The organism is Rhizobium sp. LEGMi-198b (assembly GCF_054114205.1).
On sequence record NZ_JBSYVH010000002.1, the window covers coordinates 168,871 to 185,390 of the forward strand.

At 60.1% G+C, this 16,520-nt stretch carries 22 protein-coding genes; 11 read left to right on the forward strand and 11 right to left on the reverse strand.

Annotated elements, in window-relative coordinates; all coding sequences use genetic code 11:
* The first annotated feature begins 100 nt into the window (after positions 1 to 100).
* The 7 genes from ACXHXG_RS07480 (at position 101) to ACXHXG_RS07510 (ending at position 5,227) form a co-directional block, all read left to right on the forward strand.
* Positions 101 to 922: a class I SAM-dependent methyltransferase gene (locus tag ACXHXG_RS07480; RefSeq protein WP_283050688.1), complete on the forward strand. Its 822-nt coding sequence runs from the start codon at positions 101 to 103 to the stop codon at positions 920 to 922.
* A gap of 131 nt (positions 923 to 1,053) precedes the next feature.
* Entirely contained in the window at positions 1,054 to 1,746 is a 693-nt protein-coding gene (locus tag ACXHXG_RS07485; protein ID WP_457898912.1) for a glutathione S-transferase family protein, read from the forward strand.
* Complete coding sequence (locus ACXHXG_RS07490) at positions 1,739 to 2,083, forward strand: ArsR/SmtB family transcription factor (protein ID WP_104823314.1); 345 nt, start codon at positions 1,739 to 1,741, stop codon at positions 2,081 to 2,083. The genes ACXHXG_RS07485 and ACXHXG_RS07490 overlap by 8 nt, the downstream gene beginning before the upstream one ends.
* Positions 2,080 to 2,556: an SRPBCC family protein gene (locus ACXHXG_RS07495; protein WP_457898913.1), complete on the forward strand. Its 477-nt coding sequence runs from the start codon at positions 2,080 to 2,082 to the stop codon at positions 2,554 to 2,556. The genes ACXHXG_RS07490 and ACXHXG_RS07495 overlap by 4 nt, the downstream gene beginning before the upstream one ends.
* A gap of 137 nt (positions 2,557 to 2,693) precedes the next feature.
* Positions 2,694 to 3,566: an NAD(P)-dependent oxidoreductase gene (locus ACXHXG_RS07500; RefSeq protein ID WP_457898914.1), complete on the forward strand. Its 873-nt coding sequence runs from the start codon at positions 2,694 to 2,696 to the stop codon at positions 3,564 to 3,566.
* A 242-nt stretch (positions 3,567 to 3,808) separates the two neighbouring features.
* The gene (locus tag ACXHXG_RS07505; protein ID WP_457898915.1) at positions 3,809 to 4,630 is read left to right on the forward strand and encodes a helix-turn-helix transcriptional regulator; all 822 of its coding nucleotides are present in this window, start codon (positions 3,809 to 3,811) and stop codon (positions 4,628 to 4,630) included.
* Positions 4,631 to 4,681: 51 nt separating this feature from the next.
* Positions 4,682 to 5,227: a YbhB/YbcL family Raf kinase inhibitor-like protein gene (locus ACXHXG_RS07510; protein ID WP_104823318.1), complete on the forward strand. Its 546-nt coding sequence runs from the start codon at positions 4,682 to 4,684 to the stop codon at positions 5,225 to 5,227.
* 77 nt (positions 5,228 to 5,304) lie between these two features.
* Here the strand turns inward: ACXHXG_RS07510 and ACXHXG_RS07515 are convergent, their stop codons facing one another.
* From ACXHXG_RS07515 to ACXHXG_RS07525, 3 genes are all read right to left on the reverse strand, one after another.
* A complete protein-coding gene (locus tag ACXHXG_RS07515) occupies positions 5,305 to 5,793 on the reverse strand; it encodes an Lrp/AsnC family transcriptional regulator (RefSeq protein ID WP_104823319.1) in 489 nt (162 codons plus the stop codon).
* Between the two features lie 66 nt (positions 5,794 to 5,859).
* Positions 5,860 to 6,492: a uracil-DNA glycosylase family protein gene (locus ACXHXG_RS07520; RefSeq protein ID WP_457898916.1), complete on the reverse strand. Its 633-nt coding sequence runs from the start codon at positions 6,490 to 6,492 to the stop codon at positions 5,860 to 5,862.
* On the reverse strand, positions 6,492 to 7,058 hold the full coding sequence (locus ACXHXG_RS07525) for a thermonuclease family protein (protein WP_457898917.1): 567 nt from the start codon (positions 7,056 to 7,058) through the stop codon (positions 6,492 to 6,494). The genes ACXHXG_RS07520 and ACXHXG_RS07525 overlap by 1 nt, the downstream gene beginning before the upstream one ends.
* Before the next feature lie 123 nt (positions 7,059 to 7,181).
* Here ACXHXG_RS07525 and ACXHXG_RS07530 point away from each other — a divergent pair, with 123 nt between their 5' ends.
* Positions 7,182 to 8,711: a sensor histidine kinase gene (locus tag ACXHXG_RS07530; RefSeq protein WP_457898918.1), complete on the forward strand. Its 1,530-nt coding sequence runs from the start codon at positions 7,182 to 7,184 to the stop codon at positions 8,709 to 8,711.
* Positions 8,712 to 8,731: 20 nt separating this feature from the next.
* On the opposite strand, the gene ACXHXG_RS07535 is transcribed toward ACXHXG_RS07530, so the two are convergent.
* Positions 8,732 to 9,124, reverse strand: coding sequence for a diacylglycerol kinase (locus ACXHXG_RS07535; RefSeq protein ID WP_104823323.1), 393 nt, complete (start codon positions 9,122 to 9,124; stop codon positions 8,732 to 8,734).
* Positions 9,125 to 9,310: 186 nt separating this feature from the next.
* Positions 9,311 to 10,327 carry a nicotinate-nucleotide--dimethylbenzimidazole phosphoribosyltransferase gene (cobT, locus tag ACXHXG_RS07540; protein WP_104823324.1) on the reverse strand — a complete coding sequence of 339 codons (1,017 nt, stop codon included), beginning with the start codon at positions 10,325 to 10,327 and terminating at the stop codon, positions 9,311 to 9,313.
* A 123-nt stretch (positions 10,328 to 10,450) separates the two neighbouring features.
* On the opposite strand from cobT, the gene ACXHXG_RS07545 reads away from it, so the two are divergent.
* Genes ACXHXG_RS07545 through ACXHXG_RS07555 form a run of 3 tightly spaced genes read left to right on the forward strand, consistent with a single transcriptional unit; the run spans position 10,451 to position 12,174 of the window.
* Complete coding sequence (locus tag ACXHXG_RS07545) at positions 10,451 to 11,233, forward strand: adenosylcobinamide-GDP ribazoletransferase (RefSeq protein WP_457898919.1); 783 nt, start codon at positions 10,451 to 10,453, stop codon at positions 11,231 to 11,233.
* A gap of 21 nt (positions 11,234 to 11,254) precedes the next feature.
* Positions 11,255 to 11,476 carry a DUF1289 domain-containing protein gene (locus tag ACXHXG_RS07550; protein ID WP_457898920.1) on the forward strand — a complete coding sequence of 74 codons (222 nt, stop codon included), beginning with the start codon at positions 11,255 to 11,257 and terminating at the stop codon, positions 11,474 to 11,476.
* A complete protein-coding gene (locus ACXHXG_RS07555) occupies positions 11,473 to 12,174 on the forward strand; it encodes a TIGR02281 family clan AA aspartic protease (RefSeq protein WP_283050698.1) in 702 nt (233 codons plus the stop codon). Before ACXHXG_RS07550 ends, ACXHXG_RS07555 begins: the two co-directional genes overlap by 4 nt.
* Positions 12,175 to 12,179: 5 nt before the next feature.
* On the opposite strand, the gene ACXHXG_RS07560 is transcribed toward ACXHXG_RS07555, so the two are convergent.
* The 6 genes from ACXHXG_RS07560 to ACXHXG_RS07585 form a co-directional block, all read right to left on the reverse strand.
* On the reverse strand, positions 12,180 to 12,704 hold the full coding sequence (locus ACXHXG_RS07560; protein WP_283050700.1) for a GNAT family N-acetyltransferase: 525 nt from the start codon (positions 12,702 to 12,704) through the stop codon (positions 12,180 to 12,182).
* A gap of 6 nt (positions 12,705 to 12,710) precedes the next feature.
* Positions 12,711 to 14,039: a bifunctional folylpolyglutamate synthase/dihydrofolate synthase gene (locus tag ACXHXG_RS07565; RefSeq protein ID WP_283050702.1), complete on the reverse strand. Its 1,329-nt coding sequence runs from the start codon at positions 14,037 to 14,039 to the stop codon at positions 12,711 to 12,713.
* A gap of 173 nt (positions 14,040 to 14,212) precedes the next feature.
* Positions 14,213 to 14,974, reverse strand: a complete 762-nt coding sequence (locus tag ACXHXG_RS07570; protein ID WP_283050704.1) for an ABC transporter permease — start codon at positions 14,972 to 14,974, stop codon at positions 14,213 to 14,215.
* A complete protein-coding gene (locus tag ACXHXG_RS07575; protein WP_104823331.1) occupies positions 14,971 to 15,897 on the reverse strand; it encodes an ABC transporter ATP-binding protein in 927 nt (308 codons plus the stop codon). The genes ACXHXG_RS07570 and ACXHXG_RS07575 overlap by 4 nt, the downstream gene beginning before the upstream one ends.
* Before the next feature lie 48 nt (positions 15,898 to 15,945).
* Positions 15,946 to 16,272 (reverse strand): hypothetical protein, encoded by a 327-nt coding sequence (locus tag ACXHXG_RS07580; protein ID WP_457898921.1) that lies wholly within the window; start codon positions 16,270 to 16,272, stop codon positions 15,946 to 15,948.
* 11 nt (positions 16,273 to 16,283) lie between these two features.
* The gene (locus ACXHXG_RS07585) at positions 16,284 to 16,508 is read right to left on the reverse strand and encodes a hypothetical protein (protein WP_445944994.1); all 225 of its coding nucleotides are present in this window, start codon (positions 16,506 to 16,508) and stop codon (positions 16,284 to 16,286) included.
* Between the last annotated feature and the right edge of the window lie 12 nt (positions 16,509 to 16,520).

Below are 16,520 nucleotides of genomic sequence, written 5' to 3' on the forward strand. Positions count from 1 at the left end.
GCCGCTGCCGCAGACGAATATTTTGCTCCTTCAACGCAGCCATTGCAAAAGCCATTCAAGCGCCTTAATGCCTCCTTGACGAATGAAGGACTGATCGCTCATGGCAAAGAAAAAGATAGACGAAGACGCGCTGGCGGAAGCCTACAACCGCGCCCTTGCGCTCGAAAAAGCCGGCGATATCGACGCCGCGGTCAAGGCCTATGAGGATGTGCTGGCGATCGATCCCGAGGATCATGGCGGCGCAGCCGTGCGCATCGCCTCGATGGGCCGCGGCGAAACGCCGGTTAAGGCGCCGGACGCCTATGTCGAAACCCTGTTCGATCAGCATGCTGAAGTTTTCGAAGACGTGCTTGTCGAGCAGCTCGGCTATCATGTTCCGGTTCTCGTGCGTCAGCGGCTGCAGGCACTTGGTCTCGGCCCCTTCAAGCGCATGCTTGATCTCGGCTGCGGCACGGGCCTGACCGGCGGTACGCTGCGAGACATCGCCGAGGACATTACGGGTATCGATATTTCCGAAAACATGGTCGAAGTCGCCCATGAGAAGGATCTGTATGAAACGCTGTTCGTCGCCGAGGTTGAGGATTTCCTCGACGATAATGACGAAGAGCCGTTCGACCTGATCACCGCCACCGATGTGCTGCCCTATCTCGGCGCGCTGGAGCCGTTGTTCTTCGGCGCCGCTGAAAACATGACGCCGGGCGGCCTCTTCATCTTCTCCTCGGAAACCCTGCCCGACAGCGCTATGGCAGGCCGCGCCTACATGGTCGGTCCGCACCAGCGTTTCGCCCATTCGGAAAGCTACGTGCGCGAACGCCTGACCGCGACCGGCTTCGAGCTGATCGAAATCACCGACATCAATGTCCGCATGGAAGAGGGTCATCCGACCCCGGGCCATCTGGTTATCGCGCGCCTTGCGTCGTGATCTGATTTCTCCTGCAGCCAATCCGAATAGTTACCCAATTGGGTAACTATTCATTGCATTCGCTGGCACGATCTGTTACTTAGCCATTTAGGTAAGTTTTGGCATCGCCTCGATGTAGGAAAGGTCGCTGTATGTCTCTCATCCTTTATCAGCATCCCCTCGCCTCCTTCTGCCATAAGGTCCTGATGGCGCTTTATGAGAACGGTACGCCCTTCGAAAGTCGGATCATCGATCTCGGCAACGAAGAGTCCCGCGCATCGTTGCTGCGCCTCTGGCCGATCGGCAAATTCCCTGTCCTGCGCGACGAGGCGCTCGACAGCACCGTTCCCGAAACCAGCATCATCATCGAATATCTCGACCGGCATTATCCCGGCGCGACGCCGCTGTTGCCGCTCGATCCGACGGATGCGCTCTGCGTCCGCCTCTGGGATCGCTTCTTCGATCTCTACGTTCAGGAACCGATGCAGGCGATCGTTGCTGACATTCGCCGTCCGGAAGATGAGCGCAACCCCAAAGCCGTCGCGCAGGCGCAGGCATTGTTGCGCACCGCCTACGGCATGATCGAGCAGCAACTGGGCGAAAAGCTCTGGATCGCCGGTGACGCCCTGACGATGGCGGATTGCGCCGCCGCCCCGGCATTGTTCTACGCCGAAACGCTCGTGCCCTTTGGAGAACAGCAAGTCCGGCTGCAGCAATATTATCAACGCCTGCTCGATCGTCCGTCCTTTGCACGCGTGCTCGAAGAGGCGATGCCCTACTTCCATTTCTATCCCTATAGCCAGAAGCTGCCCGCCCGTTTCCGCCCGGAACGATCGGATGGTTGAGGATTCCATAGCGCTCGACCGAATGTTCCAGGCCCTGTCGGACCAAAGCCGCCGCGGCATGATCGACCGCCTCGGCCGCGGTCCCGCCTCGGTGATGGAACTGGCCCAGCCGTTCGCCATGGCACTGCCGACCGTGATGAAACATCTGCATGTTTTGGAAACCAGCGGTCTGGTGCGCTCGGAAAAGATCGGCCGGGTGCGGACTTACCAGCTACGGAAAGAAGCGCTGGAGCAGGTCGAACGCTGGATCGCCGAGCGTAGGGCGGGGTGGAACAGGACCTTCGACCGGCTCGATCAGTTTCTGGCCGACAATTCCGAGGAGACGGCGGTGAAATGACCGAGAGAACGACGGAACATACGACGCTGACCATAGAGCGTCATTTCAAGGCGCCGCTGCAGCGCGTCTTCGGCGCCTGGGCGGTGGCCGAAAACAAGCGCCAATGGTTCGCCTGCCACGGGGATTGGACGCCGCTGGAATTTCAGCTCGACTTTCGTCCTGGCGGCAGCGAGAGCAACCGCGTCGCCTCGACGGATGGCGTGGTACACGCCTATCAGGCTCGCTACATCGATATCGTGCCGAACGAACGCATCATCTATGCCTTCGACATGATGCTCGCTGACAAGCGCATCTCGGTATCGCTGGCAACCGTCACCTTCGCACCGGAGCCCGGCGGCACAACGATGCTCTTTACCGAGCAAGTGGTCTTTCTCGACGGCTATGGCGACAATGGTTCCCGGTTGATGGGCACGGAAATCGGCTTCGACAACCTTCGGCTCTATGTCGACGGCGACGAAAGCAGGCCGAACTAGCCGCGCGTCGCCACCCAGGATCGCCGCCAGCAACCAGCCTTTGAGCTCCGGCGCTACCACTCGCCGACAAATCGGTCTTTCGCCCCCTTCACCTTTCCGCTAAGCCTTCAGGCAAATTCTTGGAAGGAGTCTCGCGAATGGCAAAGGTCGCTTTCATCGGCATGGGCGTCATGGGCTATCCCATGGCAGGGCATTTGAAGGTCAAGGGCGGTCATGACGTCACCGTCTATAACCGCACCGTCGCCAAGGCCGAAGCCTGGGCCAAACAGTTCGACGGCAAGTTCGCCCCAACCCCCGCCGCTGCGGCCGAAGGCGCCGATTTCGTCTTCACCTGCGTCGGCAATGACGACGACCTGCGCGCAGTCACGATCGGCCATGACGGCGTGCTCGCCGGCATGAAGGCGGGCGCAGTCCTGATCGACAACACGACGGCAAGCGCCGAAGTCGCCCGGGAACTACATTCCGCAGCCAAGGAAAAAGGCGTGGACTTTATCGACGCTCCCGTCTCCGGTGGCCAGGCGGGCGCGGAAAACGGCGTGCTGACCGTCATGTGCGGCGGCGATGAGGCCACGTTCGAAAAAGCAAAGCCCGTGATCGATGCCTATGCCCGCATGGTCGGCCTGATGGGTGCCGTCGGCGCAGGCCAGCTTACCAAGATGATCAACCAGATCTGCATCGCCGGTGTGGTCCAGGGCTTGGCCGAAGGCATCCATTTCGGCAAGCAGGCCGGCCTTGACATCGAAAAGGTGGTGGAAGTCATCTCCAAGGGTGCGGCCGGTTCCTGGCAGATGGAAAACCGCCACAAGACCATGAATGTCGGAAAATACGACTTCGGCTTTGCCGTCGATTGGATGCGCAAGGACCTCGACATCGTATTGTCGGAAGCCCGCCGCAACAAGGCAAAGCTGCCGTTGACCGCCTTGGTTGATCAGTTCTACGGCGACGTCCAGGCCATGGGCGGAAATCGCTGGGACACGTCGTCACTGCTCTCGCGACTGGAGCGGAAATAATCCGTCCTGGCCAGCTCGATGAGGGACGCCGCCGGCTCGCCAAACGAGGCGGCGCCTGCTTCCTGCAAACGATGATCGAAGGCAGTTTCACAAACCGGCAACCTTCGCTACGCTTAGTGGCATTTTGCTGCCGGCTGACAAGAACAGCCGGGTAAAAGAGTTGCGGAGGCCTGGTGTTTCAAATTTCGGATAATTATTCCGCCTTTCCCCAACGCGATATCGTCCGACGCGACGGAGCCGGAATGACGGCGTGTATCATCCAAAGCACGCGCCTGCTCTGCAAGCGCCTTGCGTCGCCTGCTCCGGGCGTGGTGCTCGTTCAAAAAGGTCAGAAGATCATTCTCGATCGGGTCGCCGACATGAAGGCTTGCGCCGGCGATCTCGTACTGATCCCCGAAGGCGCCACCTCCGACATCATCAACGAGCCCGATGGCTCTGACGGCTATCAGGCGCTCGCCCTGCAGTTCGCGCCAAATTTGATCGCTGATTTCGCCGTCGGCGATGCCAGACCGGTGCAGGAGGTCAAGGTTCTTACTGGCATGCCGCCGGCTTTTGAAGAAGCCTATGGCAAGGCAATCGAGGCGATCCGAAGCGGCCCTCTCCTGCCGGACAGCATCGCAGCATCTCGCGTCAACGAAATCCTGTTGTGGCTCGGCGCGCTCGGCCACCGGTTTGCGCCGATCACGAACCCTGGCCCGATCGAACGCCTGCGCCGGATCATCAATTCCGATCCGGCCTACCCCTGGCGCGCTCCGGAGCTGGCGAAAACTATCGGCATGAGCGAGGCCAGTTTGCGGCGCAAGTTGGCAGCGGCGGAAACGAGCTTTTCTGAGCTTTTGGCTGATATCCGGATGACGACGGCACTCACCCTTTTGCAAACGACCGAGAAGTCCGTGACGCAAATCGCTCTGGATGTCGGCTACGACTCGGCCTCCCGCTTCACTGCACGCTTTCGGACGCGGTTCGATTTCGCGCCAAGCGAAATTCGCGGCCATCAGCGTGAAGTTGATCGAAACGGCGCAAAGACTGATCGAAACAGCGCAGCGCTCATCGCCGCAGAATGACAATCTCCCGCCGTCGACGCTGCGGACAGCGTCGCTCTAACGGAGATTGTCATGAAATATTCTATCGCCGCGGCCCTGGCTGCCACGTTGCTGGCATCGGGCCAAGCCTCAGCCTTTGAACTCGCCAGCCCCGACATGAAGGACAGCGGCACGCTCAAGATCGAACAGGTGGCCAACGTATTCGGCTGCAAGGGCGGCAATGTCTCTCCCGCGCTAAGCTGGAAAGATGCACCGGAGGGAACCAAGAGCTTCGTGGTAACGCTCTATGATCCGGATGCGCCCACAGGCTCCGGCTGGTGGCATTGGACCGTGTTCGATATTCCGGCATCCGCCAAGTCGCTGCCATCGGGTGCAGGATCGACTGGGGGAACCGGTCTGCCTTCCGGAGCCATCCAGGGAAGAACCGACTTCGGCACCTCTGGTTTCGGCGGCGCCTGCCCGCCTCCAGGCCCGGCGCATCGTTACAAGCTGACCGTAACCGCGTTGAAAGTCGATAAGCTCGGCCTCGACAGCAATGCCAGCGGGGCGCTCGTCGGCTACATGACGCAGGCAAACGCCCTCGCCTCCGCTTCCATCACCGCAACTTACGGCCAATGATGGCGCGCTGACAAAGAAGCAACGCCCTTACTGCGAAGTTCACGCAGCGGGCGTTGCCCAAACATATCGCTTGTCGATTAATCGTCGCTCGATTTCGCGTTTTCCAGGATCATGTAATCCAGCGGCAGCTCCGTCGAATACTTGATCTGCTCCATTGCAAAGGCCGAGGAGACGTCGCGGATTTCGATCTTGGCGATCATGCGCTTGTAGAAGGCGTCATAAGCGGCGATATCCGGCACGACGACGCGCAGCAGGTAATCGACATCGCCGCTCATGCGATAGAATTCAACCACTTCCGGGAAATCGGCGATCACTTCGGAAAAGCGCTTCAGCCATTCGATCGAGTGACTGTTGGTGCGGATCGAGACAAAAACGGTGACCTTGGTGTTGACCTTTTCCGGGTCGAGCAGGGCAACACGACGGCGAATGACGCCATCCTCTTCCATCTTCTGGATGCGGCGCCAGCATGGTGTCGTTGACAGTCCGACCTTTTTGGCGAGATCGGCCACGGCCAGAGTGGAATCCTCCTGCAGAAGGCGCAGGATTTTGCGGTCAAGACGGTCCATTTCGAGTGCCCTTTCGAATTATATTCTCTCTATAGCGCATTTTTGACGAAGGAAAAGAAACTTGTTTCACGAAACAAGGATTTTCACACGTTCTCGCAACACGGGCAGCAGCTCCATCTCGAACCAGGGATTGCGCTTCAGCCAGCCGCCGTTGCGCCAGCTCGGATGCGGTAACGGCAAGACGGCCGGCGACTGATTGGTAAGGAGATAACGCCGCCATTGCGAAACGGTTTCCGTCATCGATGCCATACGCGCCGGCCCGAGATGCCACGCCTGAGCATATTGCCCGACGGTAAGGACAAGCTCGATTTGCGGCATCGCGTCGATGGTCTTTTGCCGCCAGAGCGGCGCGCATTCCCGGCGCGGCGGCAAATCGCTTCCAGCGGCATCGTAGCCGGGAAAGCAGAACCCCATCGGCACGATGGCGAAATGATCTGGATTGTAGAAACTATCGCGGTCGACACCCAACCATTGCCGCAGCCGGTCGCCGGAGGCATCGTTGAACGGCAAGCCGCTCTCATGCACACGCAGCCCCGGCGCCTGCCCGGCAATCAGGATGCGCGCCGTCGCCGATAACACGGCAACCGGCCGCGGCTCATGCGGCAATCGGTCCGCCTCCCCACGCAGCGGCGCGTCCCGGCAGATACGGCAGGCGGCAATGGCCTTGCCCAGCGCCTGCAACTCTTCCTTCCATGCCATCAGCGATCCCATCCGACAAGCTGTCGCAAATAGTCGCCGAGCCCGGCCAGCGGATCATCACTGCGAGCCATACGCTCGTCGCGCCGATAGTCGCGCGGCCGCTCGAAATCACCCGCCCAAAGCCCTGCCTTCGCCTGACGCGCGGCCGCCTCTTCGCTCGCATAGCCGCCATAAGAGACCGCCATGCCGCTGCGCACCATCGCGCCATTAATGTCAACGCCGTCCGCTTTGCAGGTCACCAGCAGCCGACCGTAGCGGTCATGTTCGCTTCCCCGACATTCCGCCCGACCCGTCTTCATAAATTTATCAAGAACCTTGCGCGCCTCTTCGCCGCAGGCCCAATCCACGTGAGCGCGCTGACATTGCTGCCGATACTCCGGCGCATCGATGCCAAGCAGGCGCAAACGATCACCGTTTAGGGCGAGCGTATCGCCGTCAACGACATAAAAGTTTCCAGTTTGAATGAGTTCCGGGCGATTGTTCATCTTAAAAGCCAGCAAACCGAGCAGTGCCAGCAACGCGAATGTGGTCACGCCGTCACGAAAAAGGCGGCGGGGCCGCGTCACGCTTTTGCCTCCTTAAAGAACAAACCCTTGGCAAAGATGGCAAACAAATCATTTCTGAGCAGCATCTTCTTAAGGTTTGGCCGCTAGTCTGTAGCCCTCGGCAGGCCAAATTTCAACGTATCTATGAGCACCGGCGTCAGCACATCGACAGATAAGATCATCGTCGACCGTTCGCGCAGTCACCGTAACCGGGCTGTGTCGAAGACGGTGCGGCAGACGCGCGAGCGCCTACAATCTGGCCACAGCCGCAGCTTCGACCGTGAAGCCATGATGATGCATGTCGACAGCCTCTTGCAGGGCGCCTCGGTCATGCCGATCTTCGTCATCATCGTCGCAGCGCTCGGCGTCTATCTCGCCGGCGACGCGCAAATCTTCATCTGGGCGATCCCCACCCTGTCGGCACATGCCCTCAACATGCTGCTCGGCCGCCGCGCAAAAAAACGCGAAATGACCGCCGAAAGCGCCAGAAAATGGCGCCAAATGCTGTTGCTCGGTCAACTCCTCATCGGCTTTTGCTGGGCATACTTCGCGATGCAGAACTGCACGACCTGCGGCGGCGACGGCTTCGCGCTTTATAAAGGCGCGACGCTGCTGGTGGGGATCTGCGTCACGGCGATGGCGAATTTCATGCTGCCGCGCGCCGTACCCTTCTCCTTCGCGCCGGCAATCGTCGCACTTGCCGTCAAAGCGGCGCTGACGCGCAATCCGGTCGATATTGCCTTAACCGCAACCGTTGCCGTGGCGGTCGTCTTCTTCACCTTCATTACCAACCGCATGTTTCAATCGAATCTGAAGATCCTTTCGTTCCAGTCGGAAAAGGACGATCTGATCGCCGAGCTGGAAGTCGCAAAATCCATGTCGGATGAAGCGCGCCGGCGCGCCGAAGAGGCGAACCTCGCCAAATCGCGCTTCCTGGCCTCGATGTCGCATGAGCTCAGAACGCCGCTCAACGCCATACTCGGCTTCTCCGAGGTCATGTCGGCGGAGGTCATGGGGCCGCTGAACAACGCCACCTATCGCGAATACACCACCGACATCCACCGCTCCGGGCAACACCTCCTCAACCTGATCAACGAGATCCTCGATCTATCCCGCATCGAGGCCGGCAAGTATGAGCTGAGCGAGGAAGCAATCTCGCTGCTGGATGTGTCGGAGGATTGCATCGGCATGGTGCAGTTGCGCGCACGTGGCAAGAACATCTCCATTTCGTCGCAGTTCGAGCCACAGCTTCCTTCGGTCTGGGCCGATGAGAAATCCATGCGCCAGGTGATCCTCAATCTTCTCTCGAATGCGGTAAAGTTCACGCCGCAAGGCGGAGAGATCACCGTCAAGGTTGGCTGGACCGCCGGTGGTGGTCAATATGTGGCGATTAAGGACAATGGTCCGGGCATTCCCGAGGAGGAGATACCCGTCGTTCTTTCCGCCTTCGGCCAGGGCTCGATCGCCATCAAGAGCGCCGAACAGGGGACTGGTCTCGGACTGCCGATCGTTCAGGCGATCCTTGCCAAGCATGACGGCCAGTTCATGCTGAAGTCCAAGCTGCGCGAGGGAACGGAAGTCATCGCCATCCTGCCGGCCAAACGCGTGCTGCAAAGTCTGCCGGCCATCGAGGACGCGCCCTTGGTCGAGCGTCGCAAGAAGAGCTTTGCCTGACGCTCAGGCCATACGGCGCTTCAGCGGAAAAACAGATGGCTGGCGATCGTATAAAGAAGATAAAGGCCGGAAGCGACCAGCATGCAGAGGACAGCGAAGGAGCCGAGATCCTTGGCATGCTTGCCGACGTTGGAAATCTCGGGCGAAATCCGGTCAATGACTTCCTCGACCGCCGTATTCATCGCCTCTACGGCGAAAACGCCGAGAAACAGCACGACGGCAATCATGATTTCCGCAAGGGTTGCCCCGACGACGACGAGCAGGATCAATCCGGCGGCTGCGAACAACAGCTCTTGCCGGAAGGCCGATTCTTGCAGCAGGCGTTGAAAGCCACCCCAGGAATAACCGGCGGCGGCAAAGAAATGCCGGATCCCCGTTTCCTTGGTTACCGCTGATTTCGAAAACTCGGCCATTCCTGCCCCGCTTGCAACGTCTTAACCGCAAAATTAGCAGCCTTGCGAATACCGTTTCGCTATTCCCAAGGCAAGCCGACAACCGCGTCGGCCAAAGAAATCATTACAGTTTTATGACATAGGTCGAAAGTCGGTCGGAATTTTGAAGGCGGAGCGCTTAATCGCGGCGCTCCGCCGTTTTATCCGTCAATGCTTGTTAGCGACGCCGGCGCTCTCGAAGGTCGCCATGCCGGAATGGCAGGCAGCGGCGGCCTTGACGATGCCAGCAGCGAGCGCTGCACCCGTGCCTTCGCCGAGCCGCATGCCGAGCGCCAGCAGCGGCGTCTTGCCGAGCTTATCGATCGCCTTGAGATGCCCCGGCTCAGCCGAGACGTGACCGATCAGACAATGATCGAGAGCGGAGGGGTTGGCAGCCTTGAGGATCGAAGCGGCGGCAGTTGCGACATAGCCATCGATAATCACAGGGATGCGCTCCATACGGGCGGCGAGGATGGCGCCGGCCATGGCCGCGATCTCACGGCCGCCGAGGCGGCGCAGCACTTCCAGCGGATCCGAAAGATGGTCGCGATGCAGCGCCACAGCCTTTTCGACGGCAGCGATCTTGCGCTGCAGCATCTCGCCTTCCGAACCTGTGCCGGGTCCAACCCACTCCGCCGCTGTGCCGCCATAGAGCGCATAGTGGATGGCAGCCGCGATCGTCGTGTTGCCGATACCCATTTCGCCAACGCAGAGCAGATCCGTCCCGCCGGCAATGGCTTCCATGCCGAAGGCCATGGTTGCGGCGCAATCGCGTTCGCTGAGAGCCGGCTCTTCGGTGATGTCGGCGGTCGGGAAATCCAATGCCAGATCGAAAACCTTCAGGCCGAGATCGTAGGCTACACAAATCTGGTTGATCGCAGCGCCGCCGGCGGCGAAATTCTCCACCATCTGCTGCGTCACGGCCGGCGGAAATGGCGTGATGCCCTGCTTGGTAACGCCGTGGTTGCCGGCAAAGATCGCCACGAGCGGCCGGTTGACGGCCGGCTGACGGCCGGTCCAGGCGGCGAGCCAGAAGGCAATCTCTTCCAGACGGCCGAGAGCGCCCGGCGGCTTGGTGAGCTGGGCGTCACGCTCGCGAGCGGCGACAAGCGCTCGGGAATCCGGACCCGGAAGGTCGCGCAGCAGCGTGCGGAAATCGTCGAATGGCAGGCCGGTAACGCTCATGAATGCCGTTCCTTGTCTTTTGGTCTCAAATCAGGTTCTTTGCGTGCGACTCTATTAGTCTTCGGCACAGGCGCGAACAACTCCAAAAACGCCCGATGCTGTCGCAGGAATATCGGGGAGAGGATGAATATTCGGGAATACACAGGCGACACCGCGCGCGCCGTTGCTTTCTTGAGCCGCATTCCCGTGCCGCCGTCCTTCTTTGAGAGCTATGACGGCAAGCTTGCCCGCGTCTCGCGTACCTTCCCCCTCGCCGGCCTGCTGATTGCCCTGCCCGCCGCCATCGTCTTCGGCGTGCTGCTTGCCTTCCACGCCGACCCATTGATGGCGGCGCTGCTGGTACTTGCTGTCCAGACGATGACGACAGGCGCTCTGCATGAGGATGGTCTGAGCGACATGACAGATGGCCTTGGCGGCGGCAAGGATCGCGACAAGGCGCTCGCGATCATGAAGGATAGCCGCATCGGCACCTACGGCGCTGTAGCGCTGATCCTCTCTTTCGGACTACGCGCCGCAGCGCTTGCCGCCATCGCCCGTGGCCTTACGCCCTTTGCCGCAGCCCTTGCCCTACCGGCTTCCGCCGCGCTCAGCCGCGGCGCCATGGTCTGGCACTGGTATATCCTGCCCCCCGCGAAGCAGGACGGCGTTGCCGCCTCGGCCGGCAAACCGGATTACAGCGCAATGCAAATAGCGCTCATCACCGCGCTGGTGCTTTCTGCTCTTCTGCTCTGGCCGGGCCTCAGGCTTCCCGCCTTTATCCTGTACCTCTTTGTCACCGCAGCCGCGGCATTTCTCCTCACCCGCCGCGTGCGCCAAAGGCTTTCCGGTCACACCGGCGACACCATCGGTGCGACGCAGCAGATTTGCGAGATCGCCGCCCTCTGTACCCTTGCCATGTGCGTTTGAAGCATCGATATATATGCCCTTATGCTAACACCCTGCATTCTTGTCTGCTCCATTGATATGAATACCGGCTATTGCTTCGGCTGCGGACGCACGCGCGAAGAAATTGGCGCATGGACGTCCTACAGCGATGATGAGCGCCGCGAGATCATGCAGGTTCTGCCGGAGCGCCTCGCCACCGTCGAACGCAAGCCGCGCCGCGAAACCCGTCGCCAGCGGCTGGCGCGGGAGCGCGGCTCAGTATGAACCGCCTGAACGTCGCCCTCGCCATTATCGGCATCGGTCTCGCGCTCCTCGTCTTCAACAATAGCAGCGGCACGACCTTCGGAATCGACAATGACGACTTTGCCGGCATCGTCTATCTGGTGCCGCTCGCACTGGTCATGGCGGCAGGCATTTGGGCGAGCCGCCATACGGCGAGCCAATCATTGCGCAATCTGCTGATCTGGCTAGTCATCATCATGGCGCTGGCGACTGGCTACATTTACCGCCGCGATGCCCAGCAGGTTGGCGACCGGTTGATGGCCGGCCTTGTGCCCGGACACGCCGTCGTCGTCACGACAAGCGAAGGTGGCCAGGAAGTCATTCTCCACAAGCTGCTGAACGGCCATTTCGAGGCACAGGTGATGATCAACGGCCAGCCGATCGACATGCTCGTCGATACCGGCGCCAGCACCATCGCTTTGTCGCAAAAAGACGCCGAGCGCGTCGGCATCAATCCGGAAAACCTCACCTATTCCATGACGGTCATCACCGCCAACGGCAGGGCCAGGGCCGCTCCCGTCGAACTCGGCTCCGTCGCCATCGGCCCGATCCTGCGCCGCGATGTCCAAGCGACTGTCGCCGAAGATGACAAACTCGACCAGAGCCTGCTCGGCATGAGCTTTCTGGAAACGCTGGGCTCAATGCAGATGCAGACGGATGAGCTGCGGCTGCGGGATTGAAGACTTTACATCAACAACGACAAATCGTCCCAAACGAAGATGATGTTGTCCGATCGCCAAATCGGGCCGGGATCGACATAACGTCCTGATATCCGTCCGCCCAGCGACCGGTAAAATGCGATTGCCGGATCGTTGCCGACAACAACGCCCAGGGCAGCGCCGGGATAGTGGAGATCGGCAAGGTGGCGCGCCAGTTCCCGCATCAGGCGACGGCCGAGACCCTGGCGTTTGAGCGAGGGATCGACGTAGAGAGATCGTATTTCCCCTCGCCCTTCGAAGACGGGCTGCGATGGCGCACCGACCGAGCCGATGCCGACCAACCGATCGCCCTGCTCCGCAAGCAGCACCAATTGATCACGACCGGGCTTCTTCAATGTCGCCGCCCATCTGGCCTGCCGATGGGCTTCATCGAGGCTGCGAAAAACTTCCGGGGATGCTAGTGTCCGATAGGTTTCGCGCCAGACGGTAACATGCAGATTGGCCATGGCCGCCGCATCGTCGGGAAGAGCCGATCGAATATTGATGTCCATCCTCGATCAGCCGCCTTTCAACACGACGCTCCGCAGCGCTCCGACAAGATAAAGCGACCCGGTCACCAAAACCCAGCCATTATTCTGCGACGCCATCGCCGTGGCACGGTCCAACGCCTTTTGCACATCAGGTTCGGCTTCACAGGCCATTCCCATGGATGATGCCAACGCTTGCAGCTCATCGGCCGGATAAAACCGGCCGGAGCCAGCCGCTTCCGTAAATAGCGTATGGACAGCGTAGTGAGACAGCACCGTCAGGAACCCGAGCGCATCCTTGTCGGACGCCAGTGCAACAATGGCGATACACCCGCTGTCGAACTCGCGGTCGCGGCTGATATCCCGCAAAACGGCCTCGATATTGAACGGAACATGCGCGCCGTCCATCACCATTGGTACCATTCGCGGAGCCGTGTTTGGCGCTGCGGGCAGTTCGAAGGTAAGCCGCTCCATCCGTCCCGGCAGATGCGCACTATCCCTGACCGCCTGGTCAAGCAGCCATGCGCCGATCGCGACGCCTGATCGAGCACCCTCGCGCGCACGTTCGCCATGCTGTCCCAAATAGTCGAGGACCAAGCCAGCCAGCGCCGCATTCTTGTCCGCTATCGTAGCATCGTCGGGGAAGTCGGTGCGCAATACGCGACAACCGAGCTCATCCGCGCGTTGCTGCAAAACCCGGCCCGCAGCATCTGAGATCGGAAGTGTCGTCGCGAGAGCCGCGCCGGGCTTCAATATACCCACCTTTTCGCCCGCTATAGCCTCGCGTGTGCTGCCGAGAATCTCTGTATGCTCGAGCTCGATATTCGTGACGACCGCAACTTCGCCGAAGACGACATTCGTGGAGTCCAGTCGGCCGCCAAGCCCGACTTCCACAACCACCCAGTCCAGACCGGCGTGCTGGAATACAAGAAAGGCAGCAGCGGTTATCACGTCGAACCAGGTGGCGTCTTCGCCGGCCGTCGCCTCTCGCTTTGCCGACTCGTAGCTGTCCAGCGTCTGTTCCAATGCCCTTGCCAGCGCCTCGTCTTCGACCGCTTGGCCTGAAACGCTGATCCGCTCATTCACACGATCGACATGCGGCGAGCCATAACGACCGGTCCCCAGCCCCGCCTGCAGCAAGGCCGCTTCGATCAGCGCAGAAACGGAACCCTTGCCCTTGGTACCGGCGACATGGATGACACGGAAGCTTCGATGAGGATTGCCGAGCCGCTGCATGAGATCGAGCATCGGATCGAGGCCGACACGCATCTCTCCGCGAGGCTTGCGCTCCCAATTGGTTAGCAGGTCAAGGCGCGACAGGACATCGGACAGTGAACGAGGCTGAGGAACTGTGGGCATGAAACACCTGCAACAAGGCTCGGGTCGGTCGCCCGGACGCGCGGCTTGATCGTCATCTCACCCGCGCTTCCCCATGGCTTGCAATTTGCTTGGCCGGGGGGCGTGGACATCGAATGTATGAACCGCAGGGAGAGCGATTGCAACCGGTGTATTTGCGGGAAAGTGCCCGCCAATCAGTTCCTTAACCGATACCCGGTCTTGAAAATCCACGCGAGGGTCCCAAGGCAGATCAAGAGGAAAAGCGTTATCATCGCGAGGCTCAGCGCCGGATTGACGTCGGCGATGCCATAGAAGCTCCAGCGGAAGCCGCTGACGAGATAAAGGACCGGATTGAGGTGACTGACGGCCTGCCAGAAAGGCGGCAACATGTTGATGGAATAGAAGCTGCCACCAAGGAAGGTCAGCGGCGGCACCACCAGCATGGGAATGAGGTTGAGCTGCTCGAAATTCCCCGCCCAGATGCCGATCATGAAGCCGAACAAGCTGAAGGTCACCGCCGTCAACACGAAGAACAGGATCATCATGAAGGGATGTTCGATGGTGATATGCACAAAGAAATTCGCCGTCAGCAGGATGATCAGCCCGATCAGCATGCCCTTGGTCGCGGCAGCGCCGACATAGCCGAGAACGATTTCCGTCATGGCGACGGGTGCAGAAAGAACCTCGTAGATCGTGCCGGTAAACTTCGGGAAATAGATGCCGAAGGAACCGTTACTGATGCACTGCCCAAGCAGCGTCAGCATGATCAGGCCCGGCGTGATGAACGCGCCGTAGGAAACGCCTTCCACCAGTTGGATGCGCGAGCCGATGGCGGCGCCGAAGACGATGAAATACAGCGAGGTGGAAATGACCGGCGAGACGACGCTCTGCAGCAGCGTGCGGCGCGTACGCGCCATCTCGAACGCATAGATGGATTTGATCGCCTCGAAGTTCATTTATTTTCTCCTACCAGCGATACGAAGATGTCTTCGAGCGAGCTCTGCCGCGTCGACAGGTCCTTGAAGTGAATGCCCTCGGCGGCCAGACGCGACAAAAGGGCCGCGATGCTCGACTGCTCGTGCTCGGCGTCATAATCGTAGATCAACGTCGTGCCATTCGGCCCCAACGACAGGCCATTGCCGTCGAGAGAATGCGGAACGGCGTTCAGCGGCTGCAGCAGGTCGAGGATGAGCTGTTTGCGGCCGAGCTTGGCCATCAACGCCTTCTTCTTCTCCACCAGCAGCAGCTTGCCGTCATTGATTACGCCGACGCGGTCGGCGATTTCCTCGGCCTCTTCGATATAATGCGTCGTCAGGATGATGGTGACGCCGGAAGCCCGCAGCCGCTCGACCACATGCCACATATCTTTGCGCAACGTCACGTCGACGCCCGCCGTCGGCTCGTCCAGGAAGAGGATCTGCGGCTCGTGCGACAGCGCCTTGGCAATCAGCACGCGCCGCTTCATGCCTCCGGAGAGCTGGCGGAGCATATTGTCCCGCTTGTCCCAGAGCGACAGATCCCGCAGCACCTGCTCGATATGCGCGGGCTTCGGTTTCTTGCCGTGCAGGCCGCGCGAAAAGCTGACCGTGTTCCACACGGTCTCGAACTGATCGGTCGTCAGCTCCTGGGGCACCAGCCCGATCATGGTGCGCGTGGCGCGAAACTCCTTGACGACGTCATGACCGCCGACGGTCACTGTACCCCCGCTCGGATTGGTGATTCCGCAAACGATGGAAATCATCGTCGTCTTGCCCGCGCCATTCGGCCCGAGCAGCGCCAGAATCTCGCCCTGCTCGACGTCGAGATCAATGCCCTTTAGTGCCTGAAACCCATTGGAATAGGTTTTGGTGAGATTACGGATAGAAATGATCGGGGCCATATGGAGGCGAAGTCCGGCTTTTCTGATTAGTTTTGCGGCGTTTGCCCGCTAATATAGTTGGTCAGCGGCTTTTACCACCCAGCCTAAATGAAACAGTGTGTTCGCCTGAGGGAAAGAAACCACACCGCAGGCTGTCATTAAACCGTGACCTTCCTCGGTCATATCTTCCCCAGGTGAGCAACGACTGTCGCACTCCGCCCAACGCCTCTTGGCGACAGCGTCGGCGCCGATGATATTTGCAGATTGATTGCCTTCACATCCATATTGCAGTGCCATTGCGACATGAAGTTTCTTTTCTGGGGCCAGCAAAGATCCCCTGTCGTTGCTGTGCGCCACTCCAGCCGGCCCCCGCGCCGGCTTTTCTTTTGCCGGCAATCGATCCCCAACTACCAGTTGCCGTTGACGCCGCAGCCTGCCGGCGGCAGCGTCTTGTTTTCGAAGCGCGCCTTCAGCATCGCACAACCCTTTTCACGGATCGCGCCCGGCATCATCGAGTTGAGGCCGATGCCGACCTCGTCGAATGGATCATCGGCATAGGCAACATAGGCGTACCAACGCCCGCCGATGACGAGAACGATCGCAACGAGAGCGGCAACCAGGGCCTTCCCCAACCCTCTCTTCCT